This is a genomic window from Pseudoalteromonas sp. GABNS16E (genome assembly GCF_028598715.1).
Taxonomy (GTDB): Bacteria; Pseudomonadota; Gammaproteobacteria; order Enterobacterales; family Alteromonadaceae; genus Pseudoalteromonas; species Pseudoalteromonas atlantica.
The window spans coordinates 1-22,859 of record NZ_JAQREZ010000018.1; the positions used below are offsets into that span (position 1 = coordinate 1).

The 22,859-nt window shown below is 38.5% G+C and carries 17 protein-coding genes and 1 pseudogene; 9 read left to right on the plus strand and 9 right to left on the minus strand.

Annotation, left to right across the window (positions count from 1 at the left end; genetic code table 11):
* Both PSI06_RS09285 and PSI06_RS09290 read left to right on the plus strand, forming a co-directional pair.
* Window positions 1-324, plus strand: a 324-nt coding sequence (locus PSI06_RS09285; protein ID WP_273603610.1) for a hypothetical protein, incomplete at its 5' end; no start/stop codon positions are given.
* Window positions 325-400: 76 nt separating this feature from the next.
* Window positions 401-535 (plus strand): annotated as a pseudogene (locus PSI06_RS09290) (response regulator transcription factor); the annotation flags it as partial.
* A 601-nt stretch (window positions 536-1,136) separates the two neighbouring features.
* Here the strand turns inward: PSI06_RS09290 and fucP are convergent.
* Window positions 1,137-2,444, minus strand: a complete 1,308-nt coding sequence (gene fucP / locus PSI06_RS09295; protein ID WP_039972546.1) for an L-fucose:H+ symporter permease — start codon at window positions 2,442-2,444, stop codon at window positions 1,137-1,139.
* Between the two features lie 288 nt (window positions 2,445-2,732).
* Between fucP and PSI06_RS09300 the strand changes: the two genes are divergently transcribed.
* The 3 genes from PSI06_RS09300 (at window position 2,733) to PSI06_RS09310 (ending at window position 7,777) form a co-directional block, all read left to right on the plus strand.
* Window positions 2,733-3,890, plus strand: a complete 1,158-nt coding sequence (locus PSI06_RS09300) for an ROK family transcriptional regulator (RefSeq protein WP_273603648.1) — start codon at window positions 2,733-2,735, stop codon at window positions 3,888-3,890.
* Window positions 3,891-4,127: 237 nt separating this feature from the next.
* Complete coding sequence (locus PSI06_RS09305; RefSeq protein ID WP_273603611.1) at window positions 4,128-6,725, plus strand: TonB-dependent receptor; 2,598 nt, start codon at window positions 4,128-4,130, stop codon at window positions 6,723-6,725.
* Window positions 6,726-6,757: 32 nt separating this feature from the next.
* A complete protein-coding gene (locus tag PSI06_RS09310; RefSeq protein ID WP_273603612.1) occupies window positions 6,758-7,777 on the plus strand; it encodes a carbohydrate kinase family protein in 1,020 nt (339 codons plus the stop codon).
* 657 nt (window positions 7,778-8,434) lie between these two features.
* Here the strand turns inward: PSI06_RS09310 and PSI06_RS09315 are convergent.
* The 3 genes from PSI06_RS09315 to PSI06_RS09325 form a co-directional block, all read right to left on the minus strand.
* Entirely contained in the window at window positions 8,435-8,953 is a 519-nt protein-coding gene (locus tag PSI06_RS09315) for a DUF6436 domain-containing protein (protein WP_121638395.1), read from the minus strand.
* Window positions 8,937-10,403, minus strand: coding sequence for a methyl-accepting chemotaxis protein (locus tag PSI06_RS09320; RefSeq protein WP_273603613.1), 1,467 nt, complete (start codon window positions 10,401-10,403; stop codon window positions 8,937-8,939). The genes PSI06_RS09315 and PSI06_RS09320 overlap by 17 nt, the downstream gene beginning before the upstream one ends.
* Window positions 10,404-10,509: 106 nt before the next feature.
* Window positions 10,510-11,064 (minus strand): hydrolase, encoded by a 555-nt coding sequence (locus PSI06_RS09325; protein WP_273603614.1) that lies wholly within the window; start codon window positions 11,062-11,064, stop codon window positions 10,510-10,512.
* Between the two features lie 165 nt (window positions 11,065-11,229).
* On the opposite strand from PSI06_RS09325, the gene PSI06_RS09330 reads away from it, so the two are divergent.
* Window positions 11,230-15,732, plus strand: a complete 4,503-nt coding sequence (locus tag PSI06_RS09330) for an EAL domain-containing protein (RefSeq protein ID WP_407073074.1) — start codon at window positions 11,230-11,232, stop codon at window positions 15,730-15,732.
* Here the strand turns inward: PSI06_RS09330 and PSI06_RS09335 are convergent.
* The gene (locus PSI06_RS09335; RefSeq protein WP_273603616.1) at window positions 15,729-16,625 is read right to left on the minus strand and encodes a cation diffusion facilitator family transporter; all 897 of its coding nucleotides are present in this window, start codon (window positions 16,623-16,625) and stop codon (window positions 15,729-15,731) included. The genes PSI06_RS09330 and PSI06_RS09335 overlap by 4 nt on opposite strands.
* A 198-nt stretch (window positions 16,626-16,823) precedes the next feature.
* Between PSI06_RS09335 and PSI06_RS21470 the strand changes: the two genes are divergently transcribed.
* Window positions 16,824-17,369, plus strand: a complete 546-nt coding sequence (locus PSI06_RS21470) for a hypothetical protein (protein ID WP_337944059.1) — start codon at window positions 16,824-16,826, stop codon at window positions 17,367-17,369.
* A gap of 78 nt (window positions 17,370-17,447) precedes the next feature.
* The gene (locus PSI06_RS21475) at window positions 17,448-18,266 is read left to right on the plus strand and encodes a diguanylate cyclase domain-containing protein (protein ID WP_337944060.1); all 819 of its coding nucleotides are present in this window, start codon (window positions 17,448-17,450) and stop codon (window positions 18,264-18,266) included.
* Between the two features lie 9 nt (window positions 18,267-18,275).
* Here the strand turns inward: PSI06_RS21475 and PSI06_RS09345 are convergent, their stop codons facing one another.
* Window positions 18,276-19,148, minus strand: a complete 873-nt coding sequence (locus tag PSI06_RS09345; protein WP_273603617.1) for an SMP-30/gluconolactonase/LRE family protein — start codon at window positions 19,146-19,148, stop codon at window positions 18,276-18,278.
* A 354-nt stretch (window positions 19,149-19,502) separates the two neighbouring features.
* Between PSI06_RS09345 and PSI06_RS09350 the strand changes: the two genes are divergently transcribed.
* A complete protein-coding gene (locus PSI06_RS09350; protein WP_273603618.1) occupies window positions 19,503-20,339 on the plus strand; it encodes a patatin-like phospholipase family protein in 837 nt (278 codons plus the stop codon).
* On the opposite strand, the gene PSI06_RS09355 is transcribed toward PSI06_RS09350, so the two are convergent.
* The 3 genes from PSI06_RS09355 to PSI06_RS09365 are packed head-to-tail and all read right to left on the minus strand — an operon-like array spanning window position 20,336 to window position 22,448.
* Window positions 20,336-20,572, minus strand: a complete 237-nt coding sequence (locus PSI06_RS09355; RefSeq protein WP_273603619.1) for a hypothetical protein — start codon at window positions 20,570-20,572, stop codon at window positions 20,336-20,338. The genes PSI06_RS09350 and PSI06_RS09355 overlap by 4 nt on opposite strands.
* Window positions 20,569-22,164 carry a PepSY-associated TM helix domain-containing protein gene (locus PSI06_RS09360; protein WP_273603620.1) on the minus strand — a complete coding sequence of 532 codons (1,596 nt, stop codon included), beginning with the start codon at window positions 22,162-22,164 and terminating at the stop codon, window positions 20,569-20,571. The genes PSI06_RS09355 and PSI06_RS09360 overlap by 4 nt, the downstream gene beginning before the upstream one ends.
* Window positions 22,161-22,448, minus strand: coding sequence for a hypothetical protein (locus tag PSI06_RS09365; protein WP_031289698.1), 288 nt, complete (start codon window positions 22,446-22,448; stop codon window positions 22,161-22,163). Before PSI06_RS09365 ends, PSI06_RS09360 begins: the two co-directional genes overlap by 4 nt.
* Window positions 22,449-22,859: the final 411 nt, after the last annotated feature.

The following is a 22,859-nucleotide window of genomic DNA, read 5'->3' on the forward strand; positions in this document are numbered from 1 at the left end:
GAGCGTGCAATTACATGCAGCATCAATATCAGCACTCCAATAGTTGCTAAGTATCCAACGCTACTTAAGTCTATTTTGATAGCACCTGAAATGACTGGCCAAATATCACCATCATTTAATCTTGAATGTTGCCATATCAATAGCCCAATTCGGGAAGTTATAAAGATTGATAACAATATAAGTGTAAAACGTAACAAGGGTTTTAAAACGGAAGTATTTGCTGACATAGTTGTACTCGTCTTTAAAAATTGCAGCAATACTAAAAATCGAAACTTAAGAAATCCTGATGATAAACTTAATAATGGCTATACTATAAAAACTTAAGGAAGCCTTAAGTAAAACTTAAGTTATATAGCGTAACCTAGTGATTAAGATGTATTTTCAGGTGAACAAATAGAACATGAAGCTATTAATAATTGAAGATTCAGGGTCACTGCGACGTAGTTTACGGGTTGGCTTAACAAATTTGGGCTTTGCGGTGGATGAAACCGGTGATGGCTCACAAGGGTTGAGTATGGCAATGACAGGTGAATATGTAGTGGCATAGTTAATTTGGCCACCCATTAAGAAAGAAATGTTATGCTAATAAGCATACAAATTTGGGTAAAAATCACAAAATTAAAACGCGAAACTTATTCCGCAGTAATCAAATAAGAAACTACTCAATTAGCTTAATTTAGGTTTAACGACAATTGACTCTAAGATTAAATATAAAGAACCTTAAATTGTGGCCAATATAATTGGCCACTACATTTCGAGAATCCCTCCACAAATATACATCTCAATTGTTGGATGTACTGCCACTACAATGGTGAGTACTTTGCTGAGGTTCTGACAAAAGCATTATTCATATTAAGCTTAATAGGAGCGTTATAAGGTTGCTCGATTTAAACTAAAAATGTCTTTCGTTTTAGTAAACTCACCTCCACCCAGTTTAACCTCGCTCTTTAATGCAATGGGCGCGGACTAATACCACCCACTAAATACGAGTAAATATTGCGTTGCTTGTATTGAGCTAATACTAAAAAACATAAGGCTTAATAAACTTTTAATTATCAATGCCTCAACTTACCAGTATTTAGCTAGCAGAGAAAATATAATAAAAAAAAGCCGAGCTCTTAACTCGGCTCAAGTTATTAACAAGGAGAGGTTTTGTTAAACGTTCTTACTTTGGCCTTTAAATCAAATGCAGCATAAGCGGCTACAACAATAAAGCAACCTGCAGGCACCATATATGAAAATGCAACGCTGTAAGTATCAATAAATACAGCTTGAATTACAGGTACTATTGCCCCACCAAGAATCGCCATAACTAAACCTGCTGCGCCTAGCTTAGCATCGTCACCTAACCCGTGTAGCGCAATTGCATATATAGTAGGAAACATTAATGACAAACAAGCAGAAATACATACTAGTGCCCAAACACCACTTATATTAGGCATTTGCACCATGTAAATACATAACATCATTGCTATAAGAGATGTAGCCATCAGTAACTTTGCAGGACGGATAAATCCCATAAGCCACGTCATTACAAAACGAGACACTAAAAATGTAATCATACTGTACTGTAAAATTGTACCGCCACTGACCTCATTTGTATTCAACGCTTCCATTACATATTGAATCGTAAAGGTCCATACACATGTCTGTGCAGCAACATTAAAAAATTGGGCTATTACACCAAAACGATAATGGGTATTTTTAAATAAGCGTTTAAAGGCTGGCTTAAAATCAACATGTTTTGAGACCTGCTTCTTTTTACAAAAATCCGGCGTTTTAGTGAACGCGATGGCAAGCCAAATAAAAACAAGCACACATGCCATACCCACATATGGCACCATTACGGCATCCAATTCGGCGCTTATTATATTTTTGAGCTGCGAAGTAGTCATGCTCGAACGCTCATCGGAAGTAGCGGTATTCAAGCTTGGTAAAATAAGAGTAGCAGCCAAAAACACCCCTATGTTTGTCCCTACCGGATTAAATGATTGCGCTAAATTCAACCTTCGAGTTGCACTTTGCTCATTCCCCATCCCCATAACATAAGGGTTTGCAGATGTTTCTAAAATAGATAGGCCACCTGCAAGTATAAATAAAGCCGCTAAAAAAAAGCCATAGGTCATTGCTTGACTAGCAGGGTAAAACATAAATGCGCCCATTGCAGCCATGCCTAGCCCAGTTAATACGCCAACTTTATAAGAAAACCGTTTGTTAATATAGGCAGCAGGAATAGCTAAGCAAAAATATGCGCCATAATAACTAAACTGCACCAATGCGGATTGCACTGAAGACATAGTAAAAATTTTACTAAAAACTTTTACTAACGGATCGGTCATATTTGCAGCTGCACCCCAAGCTGCAAAACATAATACGAGTAAAATAAAAGGCACGACCATCTCTTTTGAGACCAGAGGTGCTTTCGTGTGTGTGTGTGTGGTCATTTCAGTGTCTCAGTTGTTAACTTTAAGTAAAGCATTTAAACAGGTATATATCTGCACGTCAATAAATCAACTATAGTTATTTATTGTGCTTTTAGCATTATAATCTCAATATATTATTCAACAAAGTAGCAAAGCAGCTCCCATTTATACAGGTTGCTGTATCGCCAAACGGGATCTTGCGGTGTACAATAAATTAAGTTATTCAAGACAATAACCAACTAGGTAGGAATAATTATTAAAGCTAAAAACCCTCGACTTACATCACAAGAAGGCAGAAGCCAATCAGGCCTGCGTGCTTATAATGAACGTCGAATTATGACGCTGATCCGTCAGCAAGGTAGCGCTCCAAAAGCTGAAATTGCGCTGAAAACAGGGCTTTCTGCGCAAGCGGTTACAGTTATTATTAATAGCTTAGAAGCCGACTCCCTGTTAATAAGAAAAGAGCCACAACGAGGCCGTGTGGGGCAACCCACAATCCCCTTTGCACTAAACCCTGATGGCGCATTTGGTATAGGTCTAAAAGTAGGTCGCCGTAGTTTTGATTTAACACTTATTGATTTGATGGGAAATATTCGTGCTACGCTTCATGAAAATTGCGCTTACCCAACAGTAAATAGCCTACTAACCTTTTTAAAAAAAGGTATAAGCGTACTAAAAATGAGCCTTAATAAAGACCTAGCAGATAGGATTTTAGGCATAGGCGTTGCTACTCCTTACGAGATTTGGAATTGGACAGAAGAAGCCGGTGCCCCTACTGAAATAATGGAACAGTGGAAATCTTTTGATTTTAAGTTAAGAATAAATCAAATAATTGACCTACCTGTTTATGTTTGTAATGACGACACAGCTGCTTGTTCAGCTGAGTTAAGCTTTGGAAACCCTACCCGATTTACAGATTTTTTATATGTTTTTATAGGCACCTTTATTGGGGGTGGCGTAGTCATAAATGAATCATTATTTACAGGTAAAAAAGGCAATGCAGGCGCTATTGGCTCACTTCCCAAGCCTATGCTTAATAGCAAAGGTCAACTTAGTTCTCAGCAGCTTATTATGCAATCATCTTTATATATTTTAGAAAAAATGCTTAAAAATGATGGCTACAACACCGATATACTATGGAGTTCTAATGAATATTGGGGCGACTTAGGACCTGTTTTAGAAAAATGGATAGATCAAGTTGCTGACGGCCTCGCCTATGCAGCATTATGCTCCCTTGCGATTTTTGATTTTGAAGCTGTCGTTATTGACGGCGCTATTCCCATAAACGTTCGAGAAAAAATAGTACTCGCTACCCAGATAAAATTAAGCGAAGCAGATCACCGTGGTATTAATCGCTGTGAAGTAAAAAGTGGTTCTATTGGCGCTAAAGCACAATCAATAGGCTGCGCTAACTTACCGTTACTCATAAACTTTTCACAAGACAACACTATCCTTTCACACCATTAAAGCAATTCTGAATTCACTATTAGCAGCTTGCGCTTAGCTTGAGCTGCTATATACAAAGTACCTTTTCATAAATCCCATAGACTAATAAGTCACCATTATGTTTGTAAAAATCAATAAATAATAATAGTTGATTTATTAAATCAAGTTCTCTACATTCTATTCACAATTTTGAAAACACTGACTCGTTTGATTAATAAATCACAAAATTGTAAACACACACAATAAAGAGAGAACAACATGAAAAATATGTCTGCTAAAATGACCTTAATAGCTACGGCAGTTGCTATTTGCATTTCACCCAAAGCTAAGTCGCAAGCCCAAGATTCATTAGAAACAAAGAGTGATTTAGGTTTTGAAAGAATAATCGTAACAGGTACATCTCGACCCAAAGAAAAAATTGAGTCAACGAATGCAATGACAACGTTTAACGAAGCAAAGTTAGAGCAGTTAGCGCCCCACAGTGTAGCAGAGCTCGTTAGAAGTATTCCTGGTTTTCACGCCGAAGACACCGGCGGCGAAACGGGTAATAACGTGGCCCCCAGAGGTTTCCCACTTTCAACCCAAACTGAATTTACAGCACTACTACGTGACGGTATGACTGTATTTTATAATCAAGATATTTTATTCACTCAAAATGACAGGTTTACTCGACTTTCAAATTATGTAGGTAATGTGGAAGCAATAAGAGGCGGTGCATCCTCTATATTTGTTGGTAGTGCACCTGCAGGGTTTATTAACTTTATCTCCCGTGAAGGGGGCGATGATACTCAAGGCGATGTATTTTTTGAAACCAACAGTAATAATCGTTTAGGAGTGCAAGGTTGGGTAAGCGGCTCTATTAATGATCAAACAACCTATGCGATAGGCGCTTGGTACCGTGAGGATGACTCAGCACGCGATCCTGGGTATACAGCAAACCAAGGTGGTGAAATAAACGCTAATATTAAATATTTTTTTGATGATGGTAATGGATTTACGCGCTTTGAAATAAACAAACAAGATGACAGTTCATTCTTTTTTATCCCACAACCACTAACAGGAAGCACTACCGATGCGCAAACAATACCTGGTGGTATGGATATAAGAGACGGAACAACAGGTAATTCAGCAGGTGCTCGCCTTTTAACGCTAAACAACACCCCAAGCGGAGACATAGATTTAGACGTAGCAGATGGCAACTACGCTGACGTCACTTATTTTGGTAACACTACCGAAATAGAAATAAACGAGAATTTAATTTTTTCTAACCAAATGCGTTATACGGATATGTTAACTACATTTACCGGTATCATAAATGTAGGTAATGCCGAATTATTATCAGATAAAGCGCAAGCCATTTACGATGCAAATGCAGACCAATTAAGTAATGCACTCGTAAACGGCAGTTTAAATTTTGATATTCGTGATGCAGGTACAGGGTTTAGTGTTGCAAACTCAAGTGATGTAAACTCATATAACACAAATGGCTACGGTATTAATGCCGGCTTTTGGCACAGACGCTTCGAAGGCGATAACTTTCAAAATGAAACTAAATTAAACTACACATTCGATAACATGGGGGATGGCACTCTCTATGCAAACTTTGGGTTATTTTTCTCTAATATCAATGGTCACGTAACTGACTACCGTATTAATACATTACAATCAATTGAGCCTCTACCACAACGATTAGATATTGTTTTTACCGATGAACAAGGTAACGATATTGGCAGCGGCACATACAAAGGTATTCAGTCAGGGTCTCATGGTTATGCAGATATTGTTTACAGTGAAAAAACTCTCGCGCCGTTTGCCGATTTTGAGTACGAACTTGAAGATGTATCTTTCAATTTAGGCCTAAGATACGAAACATTAAAAGCAGATGGTGAGGCGCAAAATCAAGCAGAATATACAATAAATAGCTTTGCCAGTGATACAGATACTATTAACGGCAATATCTCCTTACCTTTTGGCGCAGGCACCTATCGAGACTTTGATGTCGAATACAATGAACTTGCTTGGACAGTGGCCGCAAACTATAAATTTAATGATGATTTGGCTGTATTTACACGATACGCAGATGGCTTTCGTATGCCTGATGTTGACAAGTACATGGCAATTACAGGCTTGACAAATCAACAAGAAATTGACGAGTTTAATAATTCCAATCGTCGAGAAACACAGCCGGCATCAACGGTAATGGCTGAGGTAGGTATAAAATATAATGAAGGCGACATAGCCGCATTTGTCACAGGTTACTTTGCAGCTGCTGATGATTTATTTTTTAATGTGCCAACGGTTGAAAACGGCCAAGTTGTTCAACGACAAGCGTTTAGAAATACGGAAACTCTTGGCGTTGAAGCTGAGTTAAACCTTCAAGTTACCGAAGGCTGGCGCGTTGGGGTTTCTGCTACTTATCAATCTCCAGAATTTGTGAACACCCCTGCCGCTCAATACCTTGATGCGAATGGTAATGCTGCGGCTATTGATATCAATGGCAACATGCCTGTACGTGTTCCAGAACACTTTGGGCAACTTACTAGTAGCTATGAATTTGATGATTTTTCTTGGGGTATGGCAAAACTACATGGTAGCTATTCATGGAGTGGTAAACGTTATGCTGATGATGCCAACACTGCGGAGCTTCCTATGTATGGCATGCTAAATATTGGTTTATCGCTTGAAAATGAAAAAGGCTACTACCTTCGCGCTGATGTAAAAAACCTAAATAATTCTGAAGGGTTATCAGAGGGCGATCCACGTGCAGGTGAAACAGTTGCGGGTCAAGCAACTACGTTCAATGCACGGGTTGTGCTACCACGCACATTTAGTATTAGCGTAGGTAAGCGCTTTTAATTTTATTTTTATCGCCTGCTTAGCAGGCGATAATGTTTACTATTATAGGAATATTTACGATGGAAGTACTTGCAATCGGCGAGGCGTTAATCGATTTACTTTCAAATGAATGTATAAACGAAAACACCTCAAATCAGTCGTTTAGTTTTAACCAATTTGCAGGCGGTGCACCAGCAAATGTAGCTGTAGCAGTGGCTAAGTTAGGTGGTAAAAGTGCACTTTTAGGAAAGGTAGGTGATGACAAGTTTGGCCACTTTTTAGTTAATGCCCTTAAATCCCATAACGTAAATACAGATCACCTTGGTTTATCTCTAAGGGGTAAAACTGCCATTGCTTTTGTGTCTTTAGATAAAAGCGGTGAACGTACGTTTGAGTTTTATGACAAATCCGCAGCCCATTACGACCTTCATATAACAGATCTAGATCCAACCTTATTTACGCAACCTAAAATTGTTTCATTTTGTTCAGGCTCGCTAGCCAAGCCACTCATTTACGATACCACTGTATATGCTCTGCAACAGTTTAATAAAATTGATTCTATATCCTGTATGGATATTAATTTTCGCCCGGCATTTTGGGATGCACCTCATACTGCAGCATCAGTAATATTTGAAGTTGCAAAAACAGTTAATATCATCAAAGCGAGTAAAGAAGAGCTAACTATGTTGTATGGGATAGAGCATATAGAAAGTACTATAAAAGCGTGGATTGATAGTGGTGTAACGTTAGTACTTATGAGCGATGGCGCCAAGCCAATTTCATTTACATCTCAATCTTTCAGTGGAACCTACCCTTGCCCTTATGCAAATGTTGTAGATACCACTGCTGCAGGGGACTCATTTATTGGCGGCTTTTTATATCAACTAGCTAAGCAAATTTGTAATCGTAGTGAATTTTCTACTTGGACTAATAATTTTGAAAACGTTTTAAAAGCTATTGACTTTGCGACTAAATGTGGAGCATTAACAGTCTCTAAATTTGGTGCCTTTGATGCACTGCCAACACAAAGTGAAATAGCTAACCTAAAACTTAAATCCGCAGCTGTGGCATAGCTTATAACAATAAAATCCGTAAACTAAATTTTGGTTACTAATTCCATACCAACTAGACTTTTTTGCCTTTAGTACGTATTTGTTAAAAGATAAAGCTTTCTTAAACAGAAAAAACTATCGGCAAAAAAGTATGCGTGAAAAAATAAATTTAAATCCCTTTCTACTTACATATGTCTTTAGTAGCGCTATATCGACCCCGCTTATTTATAACTTTGAGCCATTTAAGCTTAGGGATGCGCATTATTACGAATGGCACTAGCGCTTTGTTTATCAAAACTCCTGAAATAAAAAGCCAACTAAAGCGCTTCAACGCGACACTTAATATTCTTAGCCAAAACATGCTTGCTCTTGTGAATCCGCTTAACCAAACGTAAAAAATAATTAGGCTGCACTCTTTCATGAAAGCAAAAAATAAATGGCTAAAGTTAAATAAGCTTTATTATAGAAATAACTAAAATGGAGTACTTTTAAATTTCACTTGCTGTGATTGTACTAACAGTAGGCTTCATCAAAAATTTGTTGTTTATAACCGTAACCTAAAGCCGTAAATGTAGCGCTTACTCGTATTTGAGCCACAAACCTACAAGCCTAATATTCTTAAATATTACGCAAGTGGCGTTTTTAATACCTATAAAAGGCTAATCAGTAATAGCGCTATCAAGCAGTGCAGTAACAACCACTGGTTTTATTAAGTAACAGTTCGCTGTTAAATCCAGCTACAAGATTATTTATAACCGTTTCAACAAAACCACTGCCCTGCGCGCAGCCAAGTCCTTGAGAAAGTGGGCCGGCATAAACAAAGTCACCTTTATCGTTAATCACCACGGCAGCTGGTGTAGCAGGGAGCAGTATTTGTAAAGAGGCTGTTTGCTCAATATTGATAAGCGTAATATTTTGCGCTTTAGAAAACGCAGCCAACTGTTTTAAATGAGGCTGGGCTTGCTTGGTGCAGCCACAGTCAGGGTCAGTAACGATAATCAACGAATTATGCTTTGCTGCTGTAAACCCTATGTGTTGTTTAAATTTAGTAAACCATCCTGGCTGTTCAAGCACGCCATAGCTGTCAAAAACGCGCAACTGATTGTATTGATAATAAACTAAACCAGAAACCGTCACTACTAACCACAGAGCAATCACTGCACTCATTTTAATGGATGAATTACTTAAATTTAGCAATGCTTTGCTCTAATACCGCAATACTTACGTCGATCATTTGTACCTTAGCGGTTAGTTTTTCTACCACTTTGGTATCTTGATATTGGCTTTGCTGCATTTGTTCTGTGCTTGAGGCTATTTGTTTTGCGTTTACAGCTTGTTCAGCAACAACTTGCGCTACAGAGTGAGTACTCTGGCTGACAGCTTTTATTTGCTCACTCATGGCGCTTATGTTTTCTTTCATGGTGGTGCTGATATGCGTTAAATCAACAACAAAATCGACACACTGGCTCATAGATTGGGTTGACGTTTTACTGTTTGTAACTAAATCTTTTAATGTTAAAGCAATTTTATCTGTCGTGGCTTTACTGCTTGTAGCAAGCGTTCTGACTTCATCGGCTACAACAGCAAACCCGCGGCCATGCTCACCCGCTCTTGCGGCTTCAATGGCTGCGTTAAGCGCAAGTAAGTTAGTTTGCTCTGCAATGCCTGATATTTCATTTAACAACCCTGATATTACATCACCAGCGGCCACTAAATGATTTATTTGCTCTTCTGTATGATTAAGTAAATTAAGTAGCTCCGTGCTTTTAGTGTCTGTTTGCATAACGTCATTTAAGGCGCTATTTGCAGCTTGAGTAATGTTATCTACTTGCTGCTTTAACACTTCGCTTTCATGCTCAACTAAGCTAAAGCCCTTTGCAACTTGAGCACCAGAGTCAGCTATATCATTAGTTTGTTGCTTTCTTTGCTCTGCCCCGCTTGCTAGCTCATCGTGTACGTTTATTAATTGCTGCGAATTTTGCTGCAGTGAAAGAGACTGCGTTTGCACTTGCCTAATTACATCTGATAAATAACCCAATAAAGTATTAAAGCCCGCTACTGCATTGCTATTTTTATCATCGGCCCTAAGCGAAAGCTGTATATGCTCGGGGTCTTGCATAATGGCTTCGGTCGCTTTGGTTAAAGACACGCCAGCTCGGCGCTCTTGTTGTAGAGTTTTAGCAATATAGCCTGCTACAAACACTTCTACTATTGCATAGCCGGCATGTATAAGCACCGTAGTAAACGCCAGTCTATCTGGGTCAAATACATAAAAGCCGGTGTTTTGTGTTTGTAAAAAGTAAAAGCTTAAATGATGAACGGCCACAAAAATAATGGCCGTAATAAACACCTGCCATTGCACAAACATGATCAACATGGCCATTAAGATGAATATTTCGAAGTGTATTTCTATTAACCCGAAGGCTTGTTGTATATGCAAAAAAGAAAACATCATAATTGCCGCAGCCACAACATGGCCTGTGATTGGCTTATTTTGCTGAGTTTTAAGTAACCATATAGGCATTAAACTTAAAGGTAGGCCGACTATAAATGCTTGTGTAAGTGTCCCAAAGTACAAGCCTAGGGCGATAGACTCTACAAACAAAAAAATAAATATTATGGTGAATAAACGACTTACACTATTCATAAATGCCTTTAATTATTAAAATTTTTTTGAACAAAATCAGGGGTTGTACGTATTAGCTAATAATTACGACCACATTTAATTATCAATATAGCCTAGCCTGCCAACTTTACTTAATAATTGATAAAACCGCTTTAAATTCAGGTAAGGCTGCGTTTTTTGTCCACTGAAAAATGATACTTTCTACGCTTGTAATTATTGCTCCAGCCTGTTGTAACTGCTCTAGAGCTAGCGATTTATGCATCGTATTTCGTGAACCCACAGCATCTGCCGCTACATGCACCTCAAATCCTTGGGCTATTAAATCTAAGCAGGTTTGTAAAACACATACATGCGCCTCTGTGCCTATTACTATAATTTGTGAACGCGTAAGCTTTGTAAACACAGCATTAAATGCAGGCTCATTACACGCACTAAAATGCGTTTTTTCAACAGTCTGTGCGTTTATAAGGGTGTTTTTTAAAAGGCTGTTTGTACCACCAAGCCCTTGAGGATATTGCTCAGTCACTATGCTAGGAATTTTAAAAAGGGCGCTTACTTTGGCAATTTTTATTGCCCGCTCTAGTAAATCAGAAAAACCACTAATAGCGGGAGAAAGCTTATCTTGAATATCTATCACTAATAACACGCTGTTATCTGCAGACAAATTTTTGTGACTAACCATAACACCCCGTTTTTAAGTAATTATAATTAGTAAGCGTAGCTTAAATGATTATAAATAACTAAATTAGTGCTTTAATTTAGTTGTTATAAGTTGTAATCCACATTTTAAAAAATGTGCTATATTTAACTTTTATATGTATATCCCTGCCCTAGAGCGAGTTTATTAGTGCGATTGAGTATTTTGTTTTTTCTCTTCACCACTGTATGTTTTCTTTGTATTACTAGCGTATCGGCCTCCACAAATTATGCTCAACAACTACAACGAATATCTACCGATGAAGGTTTATCCCAAAATTACGTAACTAAAATTTTGCAAGACGATTTAGGTTATATTTGGATAGCTACAGCGCAAGGGCTTAATCGATTTGACGGCTACACGGTAACCCCTTTTGATGGCGGATTTACCCTTAACGAAAACTTCATCACTACACTATTTAAAACGCATGCAGGCAATATAATTGTTTCTACTGAGCTTGCCGGTGCCTATTTAGTTAACCCAAAAACGTTAACTACTCGTAATATATTTTCGGGCAATCTTGCAGGTAATACAGCTAGTTTCGCTTCTATTGAAGCGATAGCCCAACACCAAGATACCTTTTACCTTGCCATTTTAAACAACGTGTATTCACTTAACTCTAAAACAAATTCACTTACTTTAGAGTTTACTATAGGCAATGAAAACAGCGTGGTGCGCGCGTTAAAATATTACAAAAATACGCTATTTATAGGCACACAAACGGGTTTATTTAGTTACGACCTAAAAACAGAGTCATTAACCCCTCTTAATTTACATACTCCCGATAAACAAACAGTCGATAACAGTAATGTTAAGTTTTTATCTGTAGACCCCACGCTAGGATTATTAGTAGGCACCGTTGAGGGCATGTACGCATTAAGTTTAAATAGCTCAGCAGGAGCAGCTGCAGATCAAAGCACTAAAAGCGTGATTGCTGATTACAATATTTGGGATTACAGCAATACACCCTATGGCGAATTTATTGCCACAGAGCATGGCTTGTTCGAATTTAACCGAGAAAAGGGCACCACTGAGTTAATTCTTAGCTTTGATCAAAGTAAATTTAATATTACCGAAAATACTATTAACGATTTAATGGTCGACTCAAGTGGCGTGTTTTGGCTGGCGTCGCGCACTCAAGGCGTGCTTACTTGGTCAATAAATACACGGCGCTTTAACAAAATCACCCTACCCGAAAACAACTATATAAACAGTATTTACCAAGACGATGATTTATCTATGTGGTACGGCACCGACAATGGCCTTGCTCATGTAAATGCTAAAAACAAAACAACCTACTACCTAACCTCGCAAGACCCTAAAGCGGTTTATGGTGAATACGCTATTTTTGCAATTAACAAAGCGCATTTAGATTCCACTTCGCGGTATTTATGGCTAACGGGGTACTACAGTTTAATTTTATTTGACAAAGAAACAGGCACAGCCGTTGCTAAAAAAGATTTAAATAACGCACTGTCTGAAGGTGCGGTTATTTATGGTTTGTCTGAGGTAGCCCCCGACACATTCGCTTTTTATAATGATCACAGTTTTTATGTTTATAATGGTAAAACAGGCTTAACGCGCGAAATTAACGGGTTAAAACAACATGTAAACCCTTTAGAGGCCTATACTTTTCATCGACCTTTTGATGATTACCCAAATGAATTTGTATTAAGTACAACTACCCACTTTTACCGGTTTAACGAGCAAACAAACACCCTTACCACTATTTATAAAACCAGTAAAAAAGACAGCCAAAATTACCACACAGTCGAAAACTGGTTAACCGATAAAAATAACATTTTATGGTTAGCAACAACCAGCGAAGGCCTAGTGGGTATTGATGCGCAGAGCTTTGAAAAAAAGCACCACTTTAACGTAAGTAACGCCTTAAAAACCCAGTCTATTTATTCACTTATTAGCGATGAGTATGGTTATTTATGGTTTAGCAGTAAAAATGGGTTGTACCGCTTAAATACCGATACGTTAAGGCTGCGAGTTTTTACAGTAAAAGATGGTTTATCGGTTAATTTATTTAGCACTTTAGGGGCAATTACGCTTAAAAATAACACTGTAATGTTTGGCAGCAGTTATGGTGCGATTTCGTTTAACCCCGCTGAGTTTTTACAGCAAAGCACGCAAACAACAACCTCAATAACCGATATAACTTTAATGTCGCGCGATTTAGACTATCAGCCAAATCAGTTTGCCACCTCTGCATTGCAATTAACACATGAAGATATGGGTTTGGAGGTTAGCTTTTCTAATTTTGATTTTCAAAATAGCGCGGAAACACGTTACAAAATTACGCTTCAAGGACCTACTTCGCTAGAGTATGATGATTTAAAAGCGAACAAAATATTTTTTACAAAGCTCCCACCAGGTAATTATCAATTAAAGGCCAGCGCGTATAATTTTAACAGTGCGACCGAGTCAAAGCCGGCGCTGTTAAATTTTAATGTGGCATACGCGCCTTGGAAGTCTCCTTATGCGTATGCTGCTTATATTTTAATTATTATAACTGTGCTGTGTTTACTGTTTTGGCAATACAGAAGCAGACAACTAGCCATAGCTAATGCGCAAAAAGCGACAATACACTCGCAAAAACAAACCGAGCTTGCGCTCAGTAACAATAAAAGTGGCATTTGGGATTACCATTACAGCGACGATTCGGTAAATACAAACCGAGGGAGTGAGCTTGGGTATACCAATTTGCCAAACCGTATTCCATTAAAACATTATTTAGCTTTAATTCACCCTGAAGACAAACCTCGGGTTATTTCGCACTGGTTAAATTTTACCAAACAAAAAAAGCATGAGCACTGGCAAGCAACTTACCGGTTAAAGCATAAGCTTGGCCATTGGTTGTGGTATCAAGATTTAGGGCAAATTATTTATGACGAACAAACAAATAAACCGGTATCTGTATCTGGCATATATACCAACATAACTGAGCAACGTGCCAATGAGCAGCAAGCCAACATTTTAGGTGAGGCGTTTGGGCAAATAAACGACTGGCTGCTTATTTTAGATAATAACTTGGTGCCAGTTTCTGCAAATAACAGTTTTATAAAAACCTTTTCGCAAACTCATAAACATCCGCTTAGCTTAAAAGTGTTTGTTAATGCGATAGGTAAAGCGCAATGTAAAAGCTATGCCAACACATTAAAAAGCTTAACAGCAAAACAAAATTGGCGAACTGATGCCGTTATTAAAACTGCAACTAACCCGCACCACCCCATACATATAAGTGCCACTGCAATCGCTAAAGATACACAAAGCATAAGTTACTATGTGATTGTTATTTCGGATTTAACCGAACAAAAAAAGGCAGAAGACGAGCTACGTTATTTAGCCAATTTCGATCCCCTAACACAATTGCCTAACCGCAGTTTAATGCATCAAAAAATTGGTAAATCGATTAAAAAAGCTCACCAGCAGCTCACTCAAAGCGCTTTACTATTTATAGATTTAGACAAATTTAAACCGGTAAACGATACATTTGGCCACGCAGTGGGAGATCAACTGCTGTGTAATATTACCCAAAGAGTAAGCGCTATGTTACCAAGTAATGCCACGCTTGGCCGCCAAAGCGGTGACGAATTTTTAGTGCTTATTGATAACGTAGAAGACATAGCCGCACTTAATAACATAGTCAAAAGTATTAGCTCAGAACTTGCCAATAAGGTCATTATCGAAGATTTTTCTATTAATATATCAGCCAGTATTGGCGTGGCTTTATACCCATTTGATGCCAGCTCGACGGATTTACTGATCAGAAACGCCGATGTAGCCATGATGCATGCAAAGCAAGCTGGCCGAAACGGGTTTAAGTTTTTTAACGACTCGATGAACGAGCAAATAAAACAAAAGCTCATCCTCGAAAACGATTTAAAAGATGCCGCGAAAGATAATCTATTATTTAATCATTACCAACCCATAATAGACACGCACGCACTAACAATAAATGGGGTTGAGTTACTTATGCGCTGGGAAAATAACGGCCAATTTGTCTCGCCGGCTTTATTTATCCCTATTGCTGAAGAAACAGGCCTGATAGAAGCATTAACTGAGCAAGCTTTAGAGCGCGCGCTAACTGAGCTAGCCCCTACATTGGCCAGCAACCCATTGTTTTATATTTCACTTAACTTGTCGCCAAAGCACATCTTAAGGACGAATATAGCAACCAAGCTGACCAATATATTAAAACAGCATCAAATGAGCCCAGTGCAACTGCGCCTAGAAATAACAGAAAACATACTGCTAGAAGACAAGCAAAAAGCCGCAAAGCAACTACAAAAGTTAAAGTCGGCTGGTTTTAAGCTGTTACTCGATGATTTTGGCACCGGCTACTCATCACTTACTTATTTGAGCCAGTTCCCTATTGATGTCATTAAAATAGATCAAAGCTTTGTTAACAGCATTGGGATTGATAAAAGTGATGAGTCGATCATCAAAACCATTTACACTTTAGCTCAAAACTTAGAGCTTTATTGCATAGCCGAAGGCGTTGAAACTAAGCAACAAAAAGCCTTTTTAGAAGGGTTGGGTTGTCATGTTTTACAAGGTTATTATTTTGCAAAACCAATGCGGGCAGAGCAATTACAAAACCCCGAAACACATGAGCATATTCACACTTTAATAAAAAGTTAGCTATGAATATGCTGGCATTCGTGGCTTTCTATTTGTAGTACGCTGCTTTTAACATTAAAACGCGCAGCGAGAAGTTTTTCTATTTTTAAGCGGCAGGCTTCATCGTGCTTTTCAATTGTACAATGCTCTTTTAACACCACGTGAGCGCCGACAATAATATCGCTGTCTTTGCGCAAGACCGTCACATTATGTACGTTATGCACATGCTCTAAATCGGTAATTGACTGCTCAATATCCTTCACTTTAGGCAACTTAGCGTTATTAAAGAACAGCCCCTTAATACAGCTCGTGATCACTTTACCGCCGGTAAATAACACAAACGAGGCAATTAGCATGCTCGATAAAATATCAATAATACTCCAGCCCGTAAAATAAATAAGTACGCCAGCTATAAATGTAGAAATGGTCGATATAATGTCAAAAAACGAATGCAAAAATACAGCGTACACATTAATGCTTGCTTTGCGCCCTTTATAAAGTACCCACGCTGCAGCACCATGAAATAAAAACCCCACAGAGGCAATACTCGACATTAAAAAGCTGTTTATTGCTAAATCATGACCATCGTTATGATGGGAAATTCTCTCTACACCTTCATATAAAATAACGGAGCTTATCGCCAAATACAGTAAACCATTAATTAAACCACCAATGAGCTCAGCGCGTTGATAGCCATCGTTATAGGTTTTAGCAAAATGAATTGCTAAGCTTGAGGCAATAAGGGCAATAAATAGCGAGCTATTATGCACAAATAAGTGCCCTGCATCGGCAAGTACAGCAAGCGAATTAGCGTAATAAGCGCCAATTACCTGAATTACCATAAATGAACATGTTATCGCTAAAGCGATAAGTAACCGACGACGAGACGCCTGGTGTGTAGTGATTTCTGTCATGAAATGCTTGAAAAACCTATACTTAAAATGCAAATAAGCCGTCAGGTGGCTTAGAGTAGAAAAGGGTAATGATATACAGTAGCAATTGTAATACGAAGCCCTCTTAAACGCACTAAAAACTTAGCAAAATAGCTAAAGTTGTACTAAATAACATAGTAGGAACAATTAAATTGTATGTAAAATCAACTGGAGCAATGAGTGGGCTTAAAACCAATCGAAGATATGTGGAGTACTATAAAGCTTATTCCGTTTGCCGTTGTACTTTATGATGCTAAAACACAAGCCTATAAAGCAAACACTCAAGCGCAGAGTATATTTGATTTACCCTCACAGCCAACTTTAAAAGATGCAGACTTTAAGCACCTCACGTTAAGTAGTCCAGAAAGTAAAAAACAATTTACTGTTACGCAATTGTTTGAAAAATACTTAGTTATAATTACTAACTGCCACGTATTTTTACAAAAACAAACGCAAGGCCTATTACTAAACGCCAAACTTGCTTCGCTAAATAGTCACTTACACATTGCTACGTTTGAAATAATTGAACACAACGAAGATGCGCAATATAACTTTGATAAAATTATTTCAAAAATTTCTACCGACTTAATAGATATTCAAATTGACGATATTGATACTCATATAGAGTTTGCGCTTAAAGCCATTGGCACTGTATGCCATGCCGATAGGAGCTACTTATTTAAATTTTCTGAAGATGGTAAGTCAATGCGTAACACCCATGAGTGAGTTAACCAAGGGATTCAGCCATTTAAAGATCAACTACAGCACATACCAAAAAACTCACTCCCCTACTTTGCTAATTTAATGGGCACCACACACTTATTCAAAGTAAATGATGTTGCCAGCCTCCCAGAAAAAGCGACTAAAGAAAAACAAGAACTTGAGCGTGAAGGTATTCAATCGGTACTGTGTATTGGCCTTCGCTACGATAAGGAGCTAGTAGGCTTTATTGGTTGTGATTGTGTAAAGCAAAAACGTGAGTGGACAGACTTAGACTTAATTAGGATAAAACTAGTAGGTGAAATAATCGCTAATGCGTTTAAAAACTTAAACTACAAGCAAGAGCTTCAGCATATTCAACAACAGCTAATTACCGCAAATCAAAAACTTAACCACCTTGTTAATACCGACAGCCTCACCACAATTGCAAACAGGCGTTGTTTTGATAAAGCACTAGAGAGCGAAATTAAACGCTGCGCACGTGCAAAGCAACCCGTTAGCTTAATTATGTGCGATATTGATTTTTTTAAAAATTACAACGACAGCTACGGCCATCAACAAGGCGATGAAGCCTTAGTTAAGGTGGCAGCTGCGCTTAAGTCGCGATGCCGGCGCGAAAGCGATTTAGCCGCGCGCTATGGCGGTGAAGAATTTGCCGTCATTTTACCGGCAACTAATGAGCAAGACTGCCAACAATTTACCCGCTTAATTCAACAAGCAATTAAAGCGGCAGACATAAAACATAATAATTCTACCGTAAGTGAGTACTTAACATTAAGTATCGGTTTTTATTCAGCCACGCCTGATAAAAATAGCACGCCACAGTGCTTTATAAGCAAAGCCGATCAAGCACTCTATACCGCAAAAGAAACAGGCCGTAATAAGGTATGCCAATTTACATAACTAAATCTATTATAAAGTAACTGGCGGCTCTAGCTGCCCGTTTTTTATGCCTGTTATTTTAAATACATTACCTTGTAATGACTGGTTAGTTTTTACATTACTGTCATCTGCAGAAGTTACAAATAGCCACTGTGCGTTGTTGCCACCAAACGCAACGCTTGTAGGTTTTGTTGCAGCAAGTGGCAGTGTGTTTAAAACCTCCCCATCTGGCGATAAACACATAACGCAGCCCATATCCCATACCGCAAGCCATAAGTTGCCAAGGGCATCAATCACACAGCCATCAGGGTCTACTTGGGTATTTTTAAATTGATAAAAAACTTGGCCGGGTAATATAGGCTCGCCGCTGTCTGGGTTTACATTTAAAGTAAAAATACAGCTGGCTTTAGAGTCGCAGTAATAAGCACGTGAGCGCGCTTTATCAAAACATAACCCGTTGGGAATGGTTAAACCTTGCACCACGCAATTAAGCGAATTTTGATAAAAACGGTAAATCTTACCTTCGCCTGAGCGGGCGTTTGTATCCATAGTGCTTAGCCAAAAACCACCCCAGGGGTCAGCTCGACCATCGTTAGAGCGCCGTGTGGACTGGGTATTTTCTAAAAATGTGAGCGTTTGGCGCACCCCAGAAGCTATATGGTATTTATATATACCCGTACTGGTGCCAATAATAAGATGTGCTTTATCAAGCCACGCTAAAGCCGAAACCGTATCTTGCATTTCAACTTGTGTTAGTGAGTCAGGCTTTGTTAAACACTTACTTAGCAGCAGGTTTTTTTCTATATCTACCCAAAATAGCGTTTCAAGCAAAGGGTGCCAAAGCGGGCTTTCACCTAACTTATTTTGCACGTTACTAAATACGGTCACACTTGAGTCAGTCATAAATAACGATTCTTTAATATTAACAAAGCCTTGTATTAATAAATACTTTATCAGAAATCCCCAACACTTACGATTAAACAAAACACATTAGCAGCTAAATGCTTTTGCTAAGCCAAACAGTGCACTAATACCAAATAGCTTAATTAAGTGATTTAGTTTTAAATACTAAACCATGCTGATTACAGGATAAAAGCTTCTTTATAGCTCTGTTTATATCAAAATTTTTAGCGCCGTTAGCGCCAGTTCTAACCCCTTAAGTGAATTAAGTAATGTGGCAAATGGGTATAATTATTTCAGCATTTTATCGCGCTTTACCTGGTTAGTTGGTAATATCATCAACAGGGAGGTAATAGTATGATTAATAATAACAATAAACATTCTTTAGTGGTTGAGGGAGGTGCAATGCGCGGTATTTTTGCCGCCGGCGTGCTGGATGAGTTTTTAGCGCAGCGCTATCAACCTTTTACTAATTACTTTGGGGTTTCTGCTGGCGCTACCAATATAGCCGCTTATTTATGCCAACAACCTAAACGTAACTACCATGTTATTACCGATTTTTCGTGTCGGCCTGAATTTATTAACTTAGCGCGCTTTATCAAAGGCGGCCACTTATTTGATTTAGATTGGCTGTGGCAAGCAACCATTAAAGAGATCCCCCTCAATACAGAAGCCTTTGCAAAGGCGGCTCACGAATTTTATATCGTCTCTACAGCTATCACCACAGGGCAGCCCCATTACCTCAAAGCAAGTAGTGATGCGATGGTAGAGCAACTTAAGGCATCGTGCGCGATTCCAATTGCGTATCGTAACTACCCTATAATTAATGATATTGCGATGACCGATGGCGGCGTAGCAGACTCTATTCCCGTAATAAAAGCATACGAAATGGGCGCTCAAGAAATAACCGTGGTGCTTTCTCAGCCACTAGGCTATAGAAAAAAACCGAGTAAATCTCAGTGGTTAACTAAAAAACTTTATAAAAACTACCCTGCTTTAATAAAAAGCACGATTAACAGAGCGCATGTTTATAACAGCAGCATAGATTTTATTAATAACCCGCCTGAAGATTGCAAAATTAATATTATTGCTCCACCGCCTCAATTTAGAGTGGGCCGTACAACAAAAAATGTTAAACGCCTTAACGATGGGTACAAAATGGGAATTGATAAAGCCAAAGCCTTTTTAAGCTAAGTGTGTTGTTTCCCTTTAGATAGCGCAACCAGTATGCCCATTACAGTAAACGCTGCAATGGTGCATACAATGCCCGCTAGCACAGCGTAAACATGTATAAAGCACGCTAAGACAATAGCTATTAAAGCACTACAATACAGCCATTTATAGGCTACTTTGTAGTGCTTACTTCTCATTAATAATAAAGCGGCTAGTAAACACGCTAGTGCAATAACTATCATAACAGTGTTCATGCTGCTTTTACCTCTGCAAGTGCTATGGCATCAGGTTTTGTTTTTAAGTATCCCCATAAAAACGCCAGTCCAACAATTAAAAAGCTAATATCTGTAAATGCCACTAGGGTACTGTTTGCGTTAATAATATTATTAACGCCCAATACACTATTAAGTGGTAAAACACTCATTAAGAATAAGGCGCAAAGCAACAAGGTTGATCTAAAGTAGTTTTTATAGTTTTGCCAAAATGCTGCAATTACTAGCCATACTAACCACGCGTAAAAAAATACCGGCCCAAAGTAAGCATTGTGCTCAGCGCCAGCCACGGCATAGTTTAAAAGTACTTGCACAGGGAATAACACACAACAAGCAAGCACTAAACCACCGCAACTGCCTATAATAAAGCGGTTCCACCTTGCATACGCGTCAGCGCTAAGCGTTGGTGTGCTGCCTCTGGTACGCTTTGCTAACCACATCATCATGCCAGAAAGTGGCATTAAGGCACATGCTAAGCCAAGCATTACCCAAAGTAACTTGACAAATAAGCCTGCAAAATTACCAAAATGGAGTGGGAAGAGTATTTCAATAATTTTAATTGATACCCCGGCTATATCGCCAAAACTACTCATTGAAGTAATGTACTCCCCTTGCCCATTGTAATGCAATAACTGAGAAGCCACGGCTTCGCCTCCTAAAAGGCGTAAATACACTTGTGCGTTTGTATCGTTATGCGCCATTACCGTGGCATCTAAAATAACAGCGTGTGGGTAGCGTTGCTGCGCATCACTTAAAATAGCGGTTATGTTAGTCGGCTGATTTACATGACTAATTATTGGCTCAGGAATAGCTGTAAAAGTTTCTATCAACTTATCTTGGTCGCCTCCAAAGCTAACAAAAGCTGCTGCAGGTAGTAAAATTACGGTTGCGAGTCCTAAAAATGCGCCGCTAAAGCCAATTACAATATTAAAAATACTGCCCCAAATGCCCATTACTTTGTGGCCGTCACTTATGGTTACATCAAAGCCTTTAAGCCACCTAAAGGTGAATAGCTCTTTAATTAATTTACGATGTATAAATAAGCCAGTTACCGTACTTACTAATAATGTTAAACCTAAAAACCCAGTTAAAATAAGCCCTATAGGTCGCCCTAAATGTAAATCAGCGTGAAACTCACCAATATAGCTGGCTGCATCTGTTTTTTTATTGGCATAATATTGCTTACTGGGGCCATAGTAGGTATTTACCAACGCTAAGCTTGCTGGGTCAAATTCAAATGCCCGAAGTACTTCTTGCTGGTAATTTTCATCACCATGGTGCGATTCAAATACTAAAGCCAGTAAGTGAAAATTATGCCCTGTTGGCATAAACACATGAATGTTTTCACCAAACTCTTTGGGCACTTGAGCGTGGTATGTGTTAACTAATGTGCTTATTTCGCTATTAGGAATATGTTGAGTTTGCTGCAGTGATTGGTTAGCCCAAATTTTTAGCTCAGGCCTTGCAAGTACTGCTAACGCGCCGGTAAATGCCACAACAAACAATAAAACGGCGGTTACTACGCCCACCCAACTATGTAATAAAAATAGCTTTTTTAAAGTAATTGATTTCATCCTTGCCCCTGCATTAATGCAAAATAACTTAAAATTCCATGCACTAAACACAAAGTGATCATGAGTAAAAGTGGCTGCCATGCTTTTTCGCTAATGTAGGCATATATAAAAAGCCCAACCCAAATAATTGGAAACAGTAAAATAGGCAGTAAAATTTGTTCACTCATTTGTAAGGGCAAGTAGGTAGTCATCCCGGTGATCATCACCGTAGCGGTTACCAATGCCAATACGCACGCCATTAAATGGCGACGCTTTGTAGCGCTAAAGGTTTTTTTATTATTCATTTTTAGCTCATTTAATAAATAGCAGGCGCGCACATCTGCACATGCAAATAACAACTATTTGCATTATATTGCGCATTTGTAAATTTATGCAACATATTATCGTTACTTAATAAGCTAACAAGCTCCTTTTTATTCGCACAATCAATGCCTGTTTATTTATAAAATTACATTTTTTGAGCATACTTGGTATTTAGGTAGGCAAATATGATGAGCTAAAAATGTTTTTAAATAATCCCAAAAATAACTGCGTTATCATACTGATCAGTGCTTAACTGCTTAGCCCATTAAAATAACGACTAAACAGGCAAATTTTTAACTTTAACAGTCAACAAACTCTATAATTATTGTTATTTTGTTAAGGCATATGCAAAAAGCTAATTGTCCCTAGGCAGGCTCTTTTTGCAGCTGTTA

Bases quoted from the DNA above. Each gene is read 5' to 3' on its own strand.
- PSI06_RS09325 (WP_273603614.1), bottom strand. From the start codon at position 11,064: ATGGTTAGTCACAAAAATTTGTCTGCAGATAACAGCGTGTTATTAGTG.
- PSI06_RS09365 (WP_031289698.1), bottom strand. From the start codon at position 22,448: ATGAATAATAAAAAAACCTTTAGCGCTACAAAGCGTCGCCATTTAATG.
- PSI06_RS09305 (WP_273603611.1), top strand. From the start codon at position 4,128: ATGAAAAATATGTCTGCTAAAATGACCTTAATAGCTACGGCAGTTGCT.
- PSI06_RS09310 (WP_273603612.1), top strand. From the start codon at position 6,758: ATGTTTACTATTATAGGAATATTTACGATGGAAGTACTTGCAATCGGC.
- PSI06_RS09355 (WP_273603619.1), bottom strand. From the start codon at position 20,572: ATGAACACTGTTATGATAGTTATTGCACTAGCGTGTTTACTAGCCGCT.
- PSI06_RS09335 (WP_273603616.1), bottom strand. From the start codon at position 16,625: ATGACAGAAATCACTACACACCAGGCGTCTCGTCGTCGGTTACTTATC.
- PSI06_RS09350 (WP_273603618.1), top strand. From the start codon at position 19,503: ATGATTAATAATAACAATAAACATTCTTTAGTGGTTGAGGGAGGTGCA.
- PSI06_RS09360 (WP_273603620.1), bottom strand. From the start codon at position 22,164: ATGAAATCAATTACTTTAAAAAAGCTATTTTTATTACATAGTTGGGTG.
- fucP (WP_039972546.1), bottom strand. From the start codon at position 2,444: ATGACCACACACACACACACGAAAGCACCTCTGGTCTCAAAAGAGATG.
- PSI06_RS21475 (WP_337944060.1), top strand. From the start codon at position 17,448: ATGGGCACCACACACTTATTCAAAGTAAATGATGTTGCCAGCCTCCCA.
- PSI06_RS09320 (WP_273603613.1), bottom strand. From the start codon at position 10,403: ATGAATAGTGTAAGTCGTTTATTCACCATAATATTTATTTTTTTGTTT.
- PSI06_RS09345 (WP_273603617.1), bottom strand. From the start codon at position 19,148: ATGACTGACTCAAGTGTGACCGTATTTAGTAACGTGCAAAATAAGTTA.